The organism is Mycobacterium sp. 852014-50255_SCH5639931 (assembly GCF_001665605.1).
GTDB lineage: Bacteria > Actinomycetota > Actinomycetes > Mycobacteriales > Mycobacteriaceae > Mycobacterium > Mycobacterium paraffinicum.
Genome location: NZ_LZSV01000039.1, coordinates 57,799 through 73,376, shown reverse-complemented (window position 1 = coordinate 73,376; position 15,578 = coordinate 57,799). Strand labels below are relative to the sequence as shown.

The following is a 15,578-nucleotide window of genomic DNA, read 5'->3' as shown; positions in this document are numbered from 1 at the left end:
CGGCGTTAGCTTCTGGGTCATGACTATCAGCACCGCACAGGTAATGGTCGGGAGCCGCGTGGGCGGCGGAGCCGGCGGGGGACGCTTCATCGGTGGCGGGGCCGGCGGCGGCCGCTTCGGCGGAGGCGCCGGCGGGGGCCGCTTCGGTGGCGGAGCCGGCGGAGGCCGCCACGGTGGCGGAGCTGGCGGTGGCTTCGTCGGTGGCGGGGCCGGCGGGGGCCGTTAACCAATCACCCGATCGGGGCAGGCGGCTCGTCTGGGTCGGCCGTCCCGCCGAGGTCGAGTTGCATCCACGCGACGTCGTGCCAGCGGCCGCGTTTCCATTCGACGCGCCGATATAGGCCGGCGTCCTGGAACCCGAACGATCGGTGAAAGCCGTTGCTGGCCTCGTTCGGTTGGGTGATGCCGGCGAAGGCCCTCCGGTAGCCGCGCTCCGTGAGCCGGCGCAGCAATTGCGTGTAGAGCCGGCGACCGCCGCGCGTGCGGTGATGGTCGGGGTCGACGTAAATTCCGGTCTCCACCGACCATTGGAAGCTGGGCAGGCGCCGCAGCGCGTGGCCGTAGGCGAAACCGATGGCCCGAGCGTTGCGTTCGAGGACGAGCCATTCGTGGGCGTCGCGGATGCGGTTGGCCATCTCCCCGACGCTCGGGACTTCGATCTCCCAGCTGATCGCCGTTTCCTCGACATACGGGCGGTAGATCGCAAGGCACGCCGCGGCATCCTCCGCGGACGCCGGACGCACCGGGTCGATGTTCGCTGGCATGCTCGGCATTCTTTCAGGCTTGCATGGGGTTACCGCCGGCTACCCAAACGCGATCGAACTCGCGAGACATAAACCACGGCGGACTTTTACGGTGTGTCGTCGCCATAGGTTATGTGTCGTGGCGGAAGGCGCCACGTGGCGGAAGGCGCCAGGAGGCGAAAGGCGCGAGAAGGCGCAAAGTCGCGACTAGCCGTCGAGCGCCAGGTCCTTGCGGAAGCGCTGCATGCCGTCGATCTTGTCGTCCAGCGACGCGTCCGGTCCCGCGTAGAATATCCACGGCATGGTGATGATGCCCGTGATGCCGGCGTCGGCGGCGCGTTGGTAGTCGGCGGTGGTGAAGGCGTCGGTCAGCGGTGTCAGGATGGTGAAATCGTCCATCGACAAACCGTTTTCGGCCCGCAACTCCCGCAGCCGGCCCACGGCCTCGGTGGCGCGTTCGGTCTTGATCAGATCGCCGATCCAGCCGTCGTTGCGGGCGGCCCGGCGCAGCGCGATGTCGCTGAGCCCGCCGACGTACACCGGGATCGGCGGCGGCGTCGGCTCCATTTCCAGCCGCGGGGCGCGATAGAACGTGCCCTCGAATTCCGTCCAGCCCGGCCGCCACAGCGCGCGCATCAGGTCGATGATCTCGTCGGTCCGTTTCCCGCGGGCCTCGAACCGCTCGCCCATCAACGCGAATTCCTCGCGGCACCAGCCGACGCCGATGCCGAGCTCCACCCGGCCCGACGCCAGAACCGCCGCGGTGCCAATGGCTTTGGCGGCCGAGTAGGGGTTGCGCATCGCGGGGATGTAGACGGTGTTGACGAACCGCAGCCGCGTGGTGACCTGGGCCAGAGCGCCGATGAGGACCCACGGGTCGGGCCAGTCGGTGAATGGCTGCCAACGCCGTTGCCCATCCCTGGTGTACGGGTATGGGGTGTCCAGCGTCTCCAGGTTGACGACGTGGTCGGGAATCCCGATGCCGTCGTAGCCGAGTTCGTCGGCGGCCTTGGCGAGTTCGATGATCTCCCGGGTGTTCAGGAAGGCGCTGCTGACGTAGAACTTCATTCGGCTTCCCGGGCCCACGCCGGCTCGATGAAGACGCCCTCGGCCTCGACGGTGACGCCGGTGGCGTCCGAAATCGTGCCGCGTGCAAAGACTTTGCGGCCATCCTTGCCCTCGACCCATGCCTCGCAACGCAGCGGCCCGAGCGGGGTGCCGCGCAGGTACTTCACGGTGATGGTTCCGGTGAAACGCGCCTTGGACAGCCCCTCGCTGGCCGCCTCGCCGAGCATGTGGTCGAGCACCAGGGCGCTGACACCGCCGTGCACCAGTTTCGGTGGCCCCTCGTAGGCCGAACCGAGGACGAAGTCGCTCCAGCAGCGCCCGCGGCCATCGTGGTGGACGACGATCGGCGGCGCGATCGGGTTGCACACGCCGATCGCGGCGTTGCCCAGTGGCAGCGGGCGGCCGTCGACGCGGTAGCTCACCCCGACTGGCCGGGTCCGTTGCCGCAACGACTCGGTGACGGCCTCGATCGCGCACCGCGCCTGGGCGACGACATCGTCGTCGACCTCGGTCCGGATGGTGGCGTCGACGAGTTCGCGCACCGCGTCGGCCAAGGGGGCGTAGAGCGCTGTCACTCGCTCAGCCTCCGCCGCGTCGAGCACCTCGAATATGGCGTCCAACGCGCCGGCCTCCTGACTCAACTGCCAAACACCTTCCGTACCACGGCTTTCGCCCGCCGCGTCACCCGCAGATAGTTGTCCAGGAACTCCCCGCCGTCATCGGTCGGCCAGCCCGCGGCCACCGCGACGGCGTTGAGCTGACGCCCGGGTCCCGGCAGCTGATCGGTCGGCTTGCCGCGGACCAGCACCAGCGCGTTGCGGGCCCGGGTGGCGGTCAGCCACGCCTGCCGCAGCAGATCCACCTCCTCGGCGGGCACCAGGTCTGCCGCGGCGATCGCGTCCAGGCACTGCAGCGTCGAGGTGTTGTGCAGGGCGGGAATCTCGTGCGCGTGCCGCAGCTGCATCAGTTGCACGGTCCATTCGACGTCGGCCAGTCCCCCGCGACCCAGCTTGGTGTGCGTGTTGGGGTCGGCGCCGCGCGGCAACCGTTCGGACTCGACGCGGGCCTTGATGCGGCGGATCTCCCGCACCGCCTCGGCGGACATCCCGGCGGGCGGGTAGCGCGTCTGGTCGGCCATCAACAAGAATCGCTCGCCCAGATCCGCGTCGCCGGCGACCGCGTGCGCCCGCAGCAGGGCCTGAATCTCCCACGGCTGCGCCCACTGCTGGTAGTAGGCGGCGTAGGAACCCAGCGTGCGCACCAGCGGACCCTGGCGGCCCTCGGGCCGCAGGTTGGCGTCGACCTCCAGGGGCGGATCAACGCTGGGCGTGCCCAGCAGCGTGCGAACCTGCTCGGCCACCGTCGTCGACCACCGGATCGCCACCGAGTCCTCGACGCCGGCCGCCGCCTCGCACACGAACATCACGTCGGCATCGGACCCGTAGCCCAGCTCCATGCCGCCCAGCCTGCCCATACCGATCACCGCGATAATCGCCGGCGCCTTGCCGTCCTTGGGGAGGTTGGCACGCATGATCGCGTCCAGCGCGGCCTGCAGCACGGCCACCCACACCGAGGTGAGGCCCCGGCACACGTCGGTGACCTCGAGGAAGCCGAGCAGATCGGCCGAGCCGATGCGGGCCAGTTCGCGGCGGCGCAGCGTGCGAGCGGCCGCGATCGCGCGCACCGCGTCGGGGTGGCGGCTGGCCGAGGCGACCAGCGCCCTGGCCACCACGGCGGGATCCGTTTCCAGCAGCTTGGGGCCGGCCGCACCGTCGCTGTAGTCCTCAATCACGCGGGGCGCGCGCATCAGCAGGTCCGGCACGTAGGCGGAGGTGCCCAGCACGTGCATGAGCCGCTTGGCCACGGCGGGCTTGTCGCGCAGCGTGGACAGATACCAGTTCTCGCCTGCCAGCGCCTCCGACAGGCGGCGGTAGGCCAACAGCCCGCCGTCGGGATCGGGCGCGTACGACATCCAGTTCAGCAGCCTGGGCAGCAGCACCGACTGCACGCGACCACGCCGGCCGCTCTGGTTGACCAGCGCCGACATGTGTTTCAGCGCCGTCTGCGGCCCCTCGTAGCCGAGCGCGGCGAGCTGCCGTTCGGCGGCCTCCGACGTCATGCCGTGCCGGATCTCCAGGCCGGCCGGGCCGATCGATTCCAGCAGCGGCTGGTAGAAGAGCTTGGCGTGCAGCTGCGACACCCGCAGGTTCTGGTGCCGCAGCTCCTCGCGCAGCACGCCCGCGGCGTCGTGCCGTCCATCGGGCCGGATGTGCGCGGCGCGGGCCAGCCAGCGCACCGCCTCCTCGTCCTCGGCCTCCGGCAACAGGTGGGTGCGTTTGAGCCGCTGCAGCTGCAGCCGGTGCTCGAGGAGCCGGAGGAATTCGTAGGAAGCGGTCAGGTTCGCCGCGTCCTCGCGGCCGATGTAGCCGCCCTGACCCAACGCGTCCAGCGCGTCCACCGTGGATGCGACGTGCAGCGAATCGTCGCTGCGGCCGTGCACCAGCTGCAGCAGCTGCACCGCGAACTCCACGTCCCGCAGCCCACCGCTGCCGAGTTTGATCTCGCGGCCGCGCACGTCGGCGGGCACCAGCTGCTCGACCCGGCGGCGCATGGCCTGCACCTCGCCGACGAAGTCCTCGCGCTCGCAGGCGACCCACACCATCGGCATCAACGCGGTCAGGTAGCGCTCGGCGAGTTCCTGATCACCCACGGCCGCGCGGGCTTTCAGCAACGCCTGGAATTCCCAGGTCTTCGCCCACCGCTGGTAGTAGGCGATGTGCGATTCGACGGTGCGGACCAGCTCGCCGCTGCGGCCCTCCGGCCGCAGCCCGGCATCGACCTGGAAGAAGGCCTCCGATGCGATTCGCATCATCTCGCCGGCCAGCCGGGTGGTAAGCGCGTCGGCACGCTCGCCGACGAAAATGACGTCGACGTCGCTGACGTAGTTCAGTTCGCGGGCACCGCATTTGCCCATCGCGATGACGGCCAGCCGTGGCGGCGTGCGGTCGCCGCACACGCTGGCCTCGGCCGCCCGCAGCGCGGCGGCCAGCGCGGCGTCCGCCAAGTCCGACAGCTGGGCGCCCACCAAGGTGAACGGCAGCACCGGCTCGTCTTCCACCGTCGCGGCCAGGTCGAGCGCGGCCAGCACCAGCAGCTGGTCGCGGTACAGGTTCTGCAGGCGCGTCACAACCGAACCCGGCGCGTCTGACGCTTCGTCGACACACTGGGTGAACACCGCGCGCAGCTCGTCGCGCGTGGGCAGTTTGGCCTTGCCCCGCAACAGTTTCCACGACTCCGGGTGGACGGCCAGGTGGTCCCCGAGGGCCAACGACGCGCCGAGCACCGCGAACAGCCGTCCGCGCAAGGGCCGTTCGGTGAGCAGCGCGGCGTTGAGCTCGTCCCAGTCGGTGTCGGGGTTCTCCGCCAACCGGATCAGGGCGCGCAGCGCGGCGTCGGGGTCGGGTGCGCGCGACAGCGACCACAGCAGGTCGACGTGCGCTTGGTCGTCATGGTCGTACCAACCCAGCTGCGCCAGGCGATCGCCCGCGGGAGGATCGACCAGGCCAAGCCGGCCCACGCTGGGCAGCCGGGGGCGCTGCGTCGCGGGTTTGGTCACGCCCACGACGGTATCGCAACCGCCTGCGTTGCACGGCCAAGGCGGCCTCCCTGTTAACGGCGACGGGGGCTACAGCGACAGGTAGGTGCTCAGCTCGTACTGCGTGACATGGCTGCGGTAGTTCGCCCATTCCGTGCGCTTGTTGCGCAGGAAGAAGTCAAAAACGTGCTCCCCCAAGGTTTCCGCGACGAGCTCGGAGGACTCCATGGCGCGCAGCGCGCTGTCCAGGCTGGTCGGCAGCTCGCGGTAGCCCATCGCGATCCGCTCCTCGGGCGTCAGGTCCCACACGTTGTCCTCGGCCTGCGGCCCCAGCACGTAGCCCTTCTCCACCCCGCGCAGCCCGGCGGCCAGCAGCACGGCGAACGTCAGATACGGGTTGCAGGCCGAGTCGGGGCTGCGCACCTCGATGCGCCGCGACGACGTCTTGTGCGGGGTGTACATCGGCACCCGCACCAGCGCCGACCGGTTGGCCGCACCCCACGACGCCGCGGTGGGCGCCTCACCGCCCTGCACCAGCCGCTTGTAGGAGTTGACCCACTGATTGGTGACCGCGCTGATCTCGGAGGCGTGCTCGAGGATGCCGGCGATGAACGACTTGCCCACGTCGGACAGCTGCAGCGGGTCGTCGGGACTGTGGAACGCGTTGACGTCACCCTCGAACAGGCTCATGTGGGTGTGCATCGCCGAGCCGGGGTGTTGCCCGAACGGCTTGGGCATGAACGACGCCCGGGCGCCGTTCTCGATCGCGACCTCCTTGATGACGTAGCGGAACGTCATCACGTTGTCGGCCATCGACAGCGCGTCGGCGAATCGCAGGTCGATCTCCTGCTGGCCGGGCGCGCCTTCGTGGTGGCTGAACTCGACCGAGATGCCCATGAATTCCAGCGACTCGATGGCGTGGCGGCGGAAGTTCGAGGCGGAGTCGTGCACCGCCTGGTCGAAGTAGCCGGCGTTGTCGACCGGCACGGGCACCGACCCGTCGTCCGGTCCAGGCTTGAGCAGGAAGAACTCGATCTCGGGGTGGACGTAGCAGGAGAACCCGAGGTCGTTGGCCTTCTGCAGCTGGCGGCGCAGCACGTGCCGCGGGTCCGCCCAGGACGGCGAGCCGTCCGGCATGGTGATGTCGCAGAACATCCGCGCCGAGTGGTGGTGGCCGCCGGAAGCCCACGGCAGCACCTGGAAGGTCGACGGGTCCGGGTTGGCCACGGTGTCGGATTCCGAGACGCGCGAGAAGCCCTCGATCGAAGATCCGTCGAAGCCGATGCCCTCTTCGAAGGCGCCTTCGAGTTCGGCCGGGGCGATGGCGACCGACTTGAGGAAACCGAGCACATCGGTGAACCACAGCCGAACAAAGCGGATATCCCGTTCCTCCAGGGTGCGGAGGACGAATTCCTTCTGGCGATCCATAACCGAAACAGTAGGCAACAGCTGTTAATTCTGTGTTACCGACGCGCGATCACAACAATTGCGAACATTGCAAACAGGCTGCTCAGTGCGGTCACGACTTGCAGCGGTAGGACGCGGGCGGCAACGTGCCCGCGACGAGGTACCGCATGACGGCGGCATCCACGCACTGATCGCCGTTGAACACCGCGGTGTGCTGCGTCCCGTCGTAGGTGATCAACGGGCCGCCCAGCTGGCGCGCCAGGTTCACCCCGGCCTGATACGGCGTGGCCGGGTCGTGCGTGGTGGAGACCACGACGACCTTGCCCGGCGCCGCGGGCGACGCGGCGTGCGGCGTCGACGTCGCCGGGGCCGGCCACAGCGCACACAGATCGCGGGGCGCGTTCCCGGTGAACTGCCCGTAGCTGAGGAAGGGGGCGGCCTGGCGGATGCGCTGATCGGCGGAAACCCAGCTCGCCGAATCCCGCGGCGTGGGCGCGTCAACGCACCGGATCGCGTTGAAGGCGTCCTGATCGTTGGTGTAGTGCCCGCTGCGGTCCCGGCCCTCGTAGTCGTCGGCGAGCAGCAACAGGTCGCCAGCGTCGGTGCCGCGCTGCAGCCCGAGCAGGCCGCTGGTCAGGTACTTCCAGTGCGCCGGGGTGTACAGCGCGTTGATGGTGCCGGTGGTGGCGTCGGCGTAGCTCAGGCCGCGCGGGTCCGACGTCCGGCCCAGCCTGGCGACCAACGGGTCGACCAGCGCGTGGTAACGGTTGATGAACTGGGTCGGGTCGGTGCCCAGGGGGCAGCCCGGCGAGCGGGCGCAGTCGGCGGCGTAGTCGTTGAAAGCGGTTTGGAATCCCGCCATCTGCTGGACGTTTTCGTCGACCGGGCCGACGGTCGGGTCGATCGCGCCGTCGAGCACCATCGTTCGGACGTGGGCGCCGAACTTCTCCAGGTAGGCCGTGCCCAGCTCGGTGCCGTAGCTGTAACCGAGGTAGCTGATCTGATCGTCGCCGAGCGCCTGACGGACCGTGTCCATGTCGCGCGCCACGGACGCGGTGCCGACGTTGGCCAGAAACCCGCTGCCCATCCGGGAAACGCACTGCTGGGCCAGCTGCTGATAAAGCTGTTCGATGTGTGCCACGCCGGCCGGGCTGTAGTCGACCATCGGCTCGCGCCGGTAGGCGTCGAACTCGGCGTCCGAACGGCAGCGCAGCGCCGGGGTCGAGTGGCCCACCCCCCGCGGGTCGAAGCCGACCAGGTCGAAGTGCTGCCTGATCGGCGTGCCCTCCAGATCCGGGGCCATTGCGGTCACCATGTCCACCGCGGACCCGCCGGGACCGCCCGGATTGACCAGCAGCGCGCCGATCCGTTGGCCGGTCGCCGGCACGCGGATCACCGCCAGCTTCGCTTGGCCGGCTCCCGGGTTGTCGTAGTCGATCGGGACGGAGACGATGGTGCATTGTGCGGTGGGGACTTCGCTTGTGTCCGTGGCGAATTGACCGCAGCTCCCCCACGCCTGTGGCGTCGCGACCGACGGCTTCGGGGCGGGGGTCTGCCCCGCACCGGGTTCCGGGGTGGCGCCCGCCACCGGCAGTCCCACCGCCGATTGCCCGATCAACAGCCCGAATGACAGCAGCGCCGAGCTCAATGATCTCAGGCGCGACATGGCTGTCATCGTGTCAGCCCCGGGTACCCGAAGTGGCGCGAAACGGTTACACCTTGGTCTCGTCTGACGGCCCCTACCAAGGGTGTGGCCGACGTCAGACCTCCACGCGCACTAGCACTTCGCACCGCTCGGGGGCGTGGCACCGCCGACCAGATACGCCGTGACGTAGTTGTCGATGCACCCGTCGCCCTGGAACACCACCGTGTGCTGGGTTCCGTCGTAGGTGAGCAGCGAACTGCGCAGCTGGTTGGCCAGATCGACCCCGGCCTTGTAGGGCGTCGCCGGGTCGTGGGTGGTCGACACCACCACGGTCGGCGCCAGGCCGGGCGCGGAGATGGTGTGCGGCTTGCTCGTTGGCGGCACCGGCCAGAACGCGCAGGTACCCAAAGGGGCGTCCCCGGTGAACGTGCCATAACTCATGAACGGCGCGATCTCCCGCGAGCGGCGGTCCTCGTCAATCACCTTGGCGCGGTCGGTGATTGGCGGCTGGTCGACGCAGTTGATCGCCACCCGCGCGTCGGTGGCGTTGGTGTAGTGGCCGTGCGCGTCACGGCGCATGTACATGTCGGCTAGGGCGAGCAGGGTGTCGCCGCGGTGGTTGACCAGTTCGCCGAGTCCGTCGGTCAGGTGGTGCCACAACGTCGGCGAGTACAGCGCCATGATCGTGCCGACGATGGCGTCGCTATAGCTCAGTCCGCGTGGGTCGTTCGTGGGAGCGGGCCTGCCGACCATCGGGTTGTTGGGGTCGACGAGCGGGTCGACCAGGCTGTGGTAGACGTCGACGGCCTTGGCCGGGTCGGTGCCCAGCGGGCAGCTCGACTGCTTCGCGCAATCGGTGGCGAAGTCGTTGAACGCGTCCTGAAAACCCTTGGCCTGACGCAGGTCCGCCTCGATGGGATCGGCGTTGGGGTCGACCGCGCCGTCGAGGATCATCGCCCGTACCTTGTCGGGGTAGGCCTCGGCGTAGGCGGAGCCGATCCGGGTGCCATAGGAGTAGCCGAGGTAGGTCAGCTTGTCGTCGCCCAGCGCCGCCCGGATCGCGTCCAGGTCCCTGGCGACGTTGACCGTGCCGATGTTGGCCAGAAAGTTCTTGCCCATCTTGTCGACGCAGCGGCCGACGAATTCTTTGGTCTCGTCCTCGATGTGGGCCACGCCGGCCGGGCTGTAGTCGACGTTCGGCTCCGTGCGCAGCCGGTCGTTGTCGGCGTCCGAGTTGCACCAGACGGACGGCCGCGACGACCCCACCCCACGGGGGTCGAAGCCGACCAGGTCGAACCGTTCGCGGACCCGCTTCGGCAGCGATTGGACGACACCCAGTGCGGCCTCCATACCGGACTCGCCGGGACCGCCGGGGTTGATCACCAACGAACCGATCTTGTCCCCGGTGGCGGGGAAGCGAATCATCGCCAGCGTCGCCACGTCACCGTCGAGGTGGTCGTAGTCGACCGGCACCGCCAGCTTGCCGCACATTGCTCCGGCGGGAATCTTGACCTTCGGGTTCGCCGTCCGACACGGCGTCCACTCCACCGCCTGTCCGAGCTTGGGTTCCGCGAGCAGGGCGCGGCCGCCGACGACGCGCACGCAGCCCGCGAGAAGAAGCGCCACGGCAGCGACCGTTGTCCAAACCAGCAGCGTGCGCGCGACCTTGTCGCGGCGAGACAGACCCATGCCAACATATGCTGCCAGAGGAAACCTGAGATCCTCATGAGCGGCACCACGGCCGGCTATCGGGTGGCCGCGAGCAACTCCTCCATCGCCACCGCGAACTCGTCGGCCATCTCCCACAAGTCCGGCAACAGATCGGGGCACGAGAGCAGCCCGACGTCCAACTTGCCCCGCAGCGACATCGCGGTGATGTTGAGTCCCGACCCGTGGAAGATCGGCCCCAGCGGATACATCGCCTTGACCTCGCAGCCCAGCATGTACAGCGGCACCTGCGGGCCCGGCACGTTGGACACCACCAGGTTGTGCACCGGCATGCTGTCGGTGAACCGCGTCCTGGCATAGAGCCGCATCGCGATACCGAAAACCGCCGGCGCGGCGAACTGCGTCCAATCTTGTAACAGCGACGCGCCGATGGCGGAACTGTGTTCCTTGGCAACCGAATTCGCGTCGGCGATGACCTTCAGGCGCTTCACCGGATCCGCGATTTCGGTATGCAGGCTGGAGAACATGGCCGACACCTGGTTGCGGCCGGGCCGGTCGGATTTTCCGTGCACGGAAACCGGCACCGACGCCACCAACGGCGAGTCCGGCAAAGCGTTGCGGTCGGTCAGGTATTGGCGCAGCACAGCGGACACCAACGCCATCACCACGTCGTTGACTTTGACGCCGTCGAATCGATTTTTAACCGTTTTGATGTCGTCGAGATTCAATTCGGCGTAGGCGATGTTTCGGCGGTCGGTGATCCGGGCGTTGAATGCGGTGGCCGGCGCGGCGAACGGCCGTGCCATCGCTTGGCCCTCGCGCGCCCGACGCAGCGTGGCGACCACCGAGGAGACGGTGTCGGGCACCACATTGGCCAGCTGCAGCGGCCGGGCGGCGAATCGGACGAGCCCGCCCGCGGCGATCTGCCACCCACTGGCGCCGCCCACCCCGCGGGCCGGGTCCGGGGGCGGGGCGTCCGGTTCAGTGCCGCAAAGCTGTGACATCAGGTTGGCGCCGGTCACACCGTCGACGCCGGCGTGATGCACCTTGGTCATCACCGCCAGCCTCCCGTCACGATGGCAATCGGTGCCCGCCACGCCCTCGACGACCCACATCTCCCACAGCGGCCGACGCCGGTCCAACGGCGACTCCGCGATATGCCCGCAGATCTCGGCGAGCTCGGCGCGGCCACCCGGCGCGGGCAGCGCGATCCGGTGCAGATGGCGGTCGAGCTCGAAGTTCTCGTCGTCCACCCAGACCGGATGATCGAGATTCAGCAGGTTGTCGGCCAGCTTCTCGCGGAACTCCGGGATCGCTTTGATGCGCAGTGCCAACGCGTCGCGCAGCCGGTCGAAGGTGTAGCCGCCGGGCATCGTCGAGGTGTCCAACTCCATGATCGAGCACACATGCATGGGCTGCGACGAGGTCTCCAGGTACAGGAAGCTGGCGTCGAGTCCGCTGAGCCGCTGCATCCGAGCATGGTATGTCTCACATCACAGGAGCGGTGCAACCGCGCAGAAGAAATGGCAGAATGGCACCGTCAGACGAACCCGGGGACCTTATCCGGCCACGAGGATCGAACCGACCACCTATAGGGACAATGATGTCTGAGCAAAACGTTTACGGTGCAGGCACGTCCGGGCACGCGCAGCCGCTCACCAAAATTCGCACGCACCACCTGCAGAAGATGAAGGCCGAAGGGCACAAGTGGGCCATGCTCACGGCCTACGACTATTCGACCGCCCGCATTTTCGACGAGGCGGGCATTCCGGTCCTGCTGGTCGGCGACTCGGCCGCCAACGTCGTGTACGGCTACGACACCACGGTGCCCGTCTCAATCGACGAGATGATCCCGTTGGTGCGCGGCGTCGTGCGGGGCGCCCGTCACGCCCTGGTCGTCGCGGACCTGCCGTTCGGCAGCTACGAGGCGGGGCCGGCCGCGGCCCTGGCGTCGGCCACCCGATTTATGAAGGAGGGCGGCGCACACGCCGTCAAGCTCGAGGGTGGCGAGCGCGTCGCCGAGCAGATCGCCTGCCTGACCGCGGCGGGCATCCCCGTGATGGCGCACATCGGGTTCACGCCGCAGAGCGTGAACAGCCTGGGCGGCTTCCGTGTCCAGGGCCGCGGCGACGCCGCGGAACAGACCGTCGCCGACGCGATCGCCGTCGCCGAAGCCGGGGCCTTCTCCGTCGTCATGGAGATGGTGCCGGCCGACCTGGCCACGCAGATCACCGGCAAGCTGACCATCCCGACCATCGGCATCGGAGCCGGCCCGAACTGCGACGGGCAGGTCCTGGTGTGGCAGGACATGGCCGGCGTCAGCAGCGGCAAGGCCGCCCGCTTCGTCAAGCGGTTCGGCGACATCGGCGGGGAATTGCGCCGGGCCGCAATGCAATATGCGCAAGAAGTGGCCGAGGGCGTCTTCCCGGCCGACGAGCACTGCTTCTGACGGACGCCACCAGAGGTTTCCGCCCACCGCGACCCCCCGATCCTGCCAATTACGAAATTCCTTGTGTGGCAGGCCGGTACGATTGCTCTTGGATAAAGTCTCTACTCCGAGAGCAAGGGTGAAACATCGACCGGGAGATTCGTGGTGACTTCGTGCACCGTCGAACGGTGCTCAAGCTTCCACTGCTACTGGCAGGAGGCGTTGCACTGAGCCGAGCACCTCGCGCGGCCGCGGAACCCGCGCCTGGCACCTCGCCGCAGGCAGGCCGCTGGTCGCCCGAGCGCGCCAACCGGTGGTATCAGGCGCAGCCCTGGCCGGTTGGGGTGAACTACATCACCTCGAACGCCATCAACCAGCTGGAGATGTTTCAGGCCGATACGTTCGATCCCGGGCGAATCGACACCGAACTGGGGTGGGCCCGCGGCAGCGGGTTCAACGCGGTGCGCGTCTTCCTGCACGATCTGCTGTGGGAGCAGGGCCCCCGGGGGTTCCAAGTCCGCCTCGCCCAGTTCGTCGACATCGCGGCGCGCCACGACATCAAGCCGCTGTTCGTCTTGTTCGACTCCTGTTGGGATCCGCACCCCCAATCCGGTCCGCAGCGCGCGCCGACGCCCGGCGTGCACAACTCGGGCTGGGTGCAGAGCCCGGGTGCGCAACGCCTCGGTGAACACAGCTACATCCCGACCCTGCGCGACTACGTCACCGGGGTGCTGGCTCAGTTCCGCACCGACGACCGCGTTTTGGGCTGGGACCTGTGGAACGAACCCGACAATCCGTCGAAGTACTACCGCTCGGTCGAGCGGGCCGACAAGTTGGCCCTGGTCGCCGACCTGTTGCCGCAGGTGTTCGGCTGGGCCCGTTCGGTCGATCCATCCCAACCGCTGACGAGCGCCGTCTGGGACGGCGAGTGGGCGGACCCCGGCCGCCGCAGCGCGATCAGCGGCATTCAGCTGGACAACTCCGACGTGATCACCTTCCACTCCTATGACCCGCCCGCGAAGTTCGAGAGCCGGATCGCCGAGCTCACACCCCTGGGTCGACCGATCCTGTGCACCGAATACATGGCCCGGCCATTGGGCAGCACGGTCCAGGGTGTGCTGCCCATCGCGAAGCGCTACAACGTCGGCGCGTTCAACTGGGGCCTGGTCGCCGGAAAAACGCAGACCTTCTTCCCCTGGGACTCATGGGAACATCCCAACCCCGCTATGCCGGCTGAATGGTTCCACGACCTGCTCGCGCCCGACGGGCGGCCGTTCCGCGATCCCGAGATTCAGACGATCCGCGAGGTGGGCGGCCTGGCGATGCATCTCCGCGAAGGTCCCCCGCCGCCACCGCCGTAGCGCCGAGGCGGGCAACAACCCGCGGGCCATCGCCGCCATCCGCGTCACCGCGGTATGGCAGGCTATGAGAGCCCATCACCACCGTCCACGACGTTCAAGGCCGCGGCGACGCGCCGCAACGGAGTCGAACATGCCTGCAAAAGCGCCGCAAGCCTCGCGACATCGAGAGGTGGAGCGCAAGTTCGACGTTGGCGAATCCACCGTGTCACCTTCGTTCGAAGGCATCGCCGCCGTGGCGCACGTCGACAAGTCGCCGACTCAGACTTTGGACGCGACGTACTTCGACACCCCGGCACAGGACCTCGCCCGCAACAAGATCACCCTGCGCCGCCGTACGGGCGGCTCGGATGCGGGTTGGCACCTGAAGCTGCCGACCGGTCCCGAAGCCCGCACCGAGGTCCGGGTGCCGCTGGACGCGTCCGGCACCGACACCGTGCCGGAGGAGTTGGTGGACGTCGTGCTGGCGATCGTCCGCGACCGCCCCCTCGTACCGGTGGCGCGGATCACCACCCAACGCGAAAACCAGGTGCTCTACGCCGCCGACGGCGCGCCGCTGGCGGAGTTCAGCAATGACCACGTCACCGCGTGGTCGGCCCGTACGTCCGAAGACGCCGACCTGGAGCCCACCCAGCAGGAGTGGCGCGAATGGGAGCTCGAGCTTGCCGAGAAGAACGGCGCCCCGGACACCGAGCTGTTGAACCGCTTGGGTAATCGGCTGCTCGACGCCGGCGCCGCACCCGCCGGTCATGCCTCCAAGTTGGCACGCGTGCTCGGCACCACGCCACAGCCCGACAGCGCGCAGCCCGCCGAGCACCCCTTGCAGCGCGCGGTGGCCGAGCAGATTCGCGAACTGTTGGTGTGGGATCGCGCCGTGCGGGCCGATGCCTTCGATTCCATTCACCAGATGCGGGTCACCACCCGCAAGCTGCGCAGCCTGCTGCGCGACTACCAGGAATCGTTCGGATTGCCCGACGACGGCTGGGTTCTCGACGAGCTGCGCGAGCTGGCCGCCATCCTCGGCATCGCGCGCGACGCCGAGGTCCTCGCGGAACGTTACGAGCGTCAATTAGACGGGCTGACACCGGATCTGGTGCGCGGGCCGGTGCACGAGCGGCTGGTCGGGGGCGCCCAGCGCCGTTACCAGACGGGGCTGCGCCGGTCGCTGATGGCCATGCGTTCGCAGCGTTATTTCCGGCTGCTCGACGCCCTCGACGCGATCGCAGCGCAACCCCCCAGCAGCGCCCCGGACGGAGAGCACGCGCCGGTCACCATCGACGCCGCCTACGAGAAGGTCCGCAAAGCCGCCAAGGCCGCCGCCCAGGTTTACCGGGACCACCCGGACGACCAGCATCAGCGCGACGAGGCAGTGCACCGGATCCGCAAGCGGGCCAAGCGACTTCGCTACACCGCGGCGGCCACCGGCGAGGACAAGGTTTCCGAGCAGTCGAAGTCCGTCCAGTCGCTGCTCGGTGACCACCAGGACAGCGTGGTCAGCCGCGAACACCTGCGTCACGAATCCGAAGCCGCGCACACCGCCGGCGAGGACACCTTCACCTACGGCTTGCTGTACCAGCAGGAGGCCGACTTGGCCGAGCGGTGCGAACAGCAGCTCGACGATGCGCTGCGCAAACTCTCCAAGGCGGTGCGCAAGGCCCGGCACTGA

The 15,578-nt window shown here is 68.6% G+C and carries 12 protein-coding genes; 4 read left to right on the top strand and 8 right to left on the bottom strand.

Annotation, left to right across the window (positions count from 1 at the left end; genetic code table 11):
• Positions 1–19: 19 nt before the first annotated feature.
• On the top strand, positions 20–226 hold the full coding sequence (locus tag A5758_RS25495) for a hypothetical protein (RefSeq protein WP_156622769.1): 207 nt from the start codon (positions 20–22) through the stop codon (positions 224–226).
• 4 nt (positions 227–230) lie between these two features.
• Here A5758_RS25495 and A5758_RS23880 read toward each other — a convergent pair whose 3' ends face one another.
• The 8 genes from A5758_RS23880 to A5758_RS23845 form a co-directional block, all read right to left on the bottom strand.
• Positions 231–764: a GNAT family N-acetyltransferase gene (locus A5758_RS23880; protein WP_067745333.1), complete on the bottom strand. Its 534-nt coding sequence runs from the start codon at positions 762–764 to the stop codon at positions 231–233.
• A 186-nt stretch (positions 765–950) separates the two neighbouring features.
• Entirely contained in the window at positions 951–1,811 is an 861-nt protein-coding gene (locus tag A5758_RS23875) for a TIGR03619 family F420-dependent LLM class oxidoreductase (RefSeq protein WP_067745249.1), read from the bottom strand.
• The gene (locus A5758_RS23870) at positions 1,808–2,452 is read right to left on the bottom strand and encodes a PaaI family thioesterase (RefSeq protein ID WP_067745246.1); all 645 of its coding nucleotides are present in this window, start codon (positions 2,450–2,452) and stop codon (positions 1,808–1,810) included. The genes A5758_RS23875 and A5758_RS23870 overlap by 4 nt, the downstream gene beginning before the upstream one ends.
• Complete coding sequence (locus A5758_RS23865; protein WP_067745243.1) at positions 2,449–5,433, bottom strand: bifunctional [glutamine synthetase] adenylyltransferase/[glutamine synthetase]-adenylyl-L-tyrosine phosphorylase; 2,985 nt, start codon at positions 5,431–5,433, stop codon at positions 2,449–2,451. Before A5758_RS23865 ends, A5758_RS23870 begins: the two co-directional genes overlap by 4 nt.
• A gap of 63 nt (positions 5,434–5,496) precedes the next feature.
• On the bottom strand, positions 5,497–6,834 hold the full coding sequence (locus A5758_RS23860; protein WP_066951717.1) for a glutamine synthetase family protein: 1,338 nt from the start codon (positions 6,832–6,834) through the stop codon (positions 5,497–5,499).
• A gap of 91 nt (positions 6,835–6,925) precedes the next feature.
• Positions 6,926–8,488: an alpha/beta hydrolase gene (locus A5758_RS23855; RefSeq protein WP_156622768.1), complete on the bottom strand. Its 1,563-nt coding sequence runs from the start codon at positions 8,486–8,488 to the stop codon at positions 6,926–6,928.
• Positions 8,489–8,590: 102 nt separating this feature from the next.
• On the bottom strand, positions 8,591–10,147 hold the full coding sequence (locus A5758_RS23850; protein WP_067745233.1) for an alpha/beta hydrolase: 1,557 nt from the start codon (positions 10,145–10,147) through the stop codon (positions 8,591–8,593).
• A 56-nt stretch (positions 10,148–10,203) separates the two neighbouring features.
• Positions 10,204–11,598: a wax ester/triacylglycerol synthase family O-acyltransferase gene (locus A5758_RS23845; RefSeq protein WP_067745230.1), complete on the bottom strand. Its 1,395-nt coding sequence runs from the start codon at positions 11,596–11,598 to the stop codon at positions 10,204–10,206.
• 131 nt (positions 11,599–11,729) lie between these two features.
• Between A5758_RS23845 and panB the strand changes: the two genes are divergently transcribed.
• The 3 genes from panB to A5758_RS23830 all read left to right on the top strand — a co-directional run bounded on the left by panB (position 11,730) and on the right by A5758_RS23830 (position 15,578).
• Positions 11,730–12,575: a 3-methyl-2-oxobutanoate hydroxymethyltransferase gene (gene panB, locus A5758_RS23840; RefSeq protein WP_067745331.1), complete on the top strand. Its 846-nt coding sequence runs from the start codon at positions 11,730–11,732 to the stop codon at positions 12,573–12,575.
• A 152-nt stretch (positions 12,576–12,727) separates the two neighbouring features.
• The gene (locus A5758_RS23835; RefSeq protein WP_082939822.1) at positions 12,728–13,915 is read left to right on the top strand and encodes a 1,4-beta-xylanase; all 1,188 of its coding nucleotides are present in this window, start codon (positions 12,728–12,730) and stop codon (positions 13,913–13,915) included.
• A gap of 130 nt (positions 13,916–14,045) precedes the next feature.
• Positions 14,046–15,578, top strand: coding sequence for a CYTH and CHAD domain-containing protein (locus tag A5758_RS23830; protein WP_067745227.1), 1,533 nt, complete (start codon positions 14,046–14,048; stop codon positions 15,576–15,578).

Excerpts from the sequence above, each read along its gene's own strand:
- A5758_RS25495 (WP_156622769.1), top strand. The coding sequence starts at position 20 with ATGACTATCAGCACCGCACAGGTAATGGTCGGGAGCCGCGTGGGCGGC.
- A5758_RS23880 (WP_067745333.1), bottom strand. The coding sequence starts at position 764 with ATGCCAGCGAACATCGACCCGGTGCGTCCGGCGTCCGCGGAGGATGCC.
- A5758_RS23875 (WP_067745249.1), bottom strand. The coding sequence starts at position 1,811 with ATGAAGTTCTACGTCAGCAGCGCCTTCCTGAACACCCGGGAGATCATC.
- A5758_RS23860 (WP_066951717.1), bottom strand. The coding sequence starts at position 6,834 with ATGGATCGCCAGAAGGAATTCGTCCTCCGCACCCTGGAGGAACGGGAT.
- A5758_RS23855 (WP_156622768.1), bottom strand. The coding sequence starts at position 8,488 with ATGACAGCCATGTCGCGCCTGAGATCATTGAGCTCGGCGCTGCTGTCA.
- A5758_RS23850 (WP_067745233.1), bottom strand. The coding sequence starts at position 10,147 with ATGGGTCTGTCTCGCCGCGACAAGGTCGCGCGCACGCTGCTGGTTTGG.
- A5758_RS23845 (WP_067745230.1), bottom strand. The coding sequence starts at position 11,598 with ATGCAGCGGCTCAGCGGACTCGACGCCAGCTTCCTGTACCTGGAGACC.
- panB (WP_067745331.1), top strand. The coding sequence starts at position 11,730 with ATGTCTGAGCAAAACGTTTACGGTGCAGGCACGTCCGGGCACGCGCAG.
- A5758_RS23830 (WP_067745227.1), top strand. The coding sequence starts at position 14,046 with ATGCCTGCAAAAGCGCCGCAAGCCTCGCGACATCGAGAGGTGGAGCGC.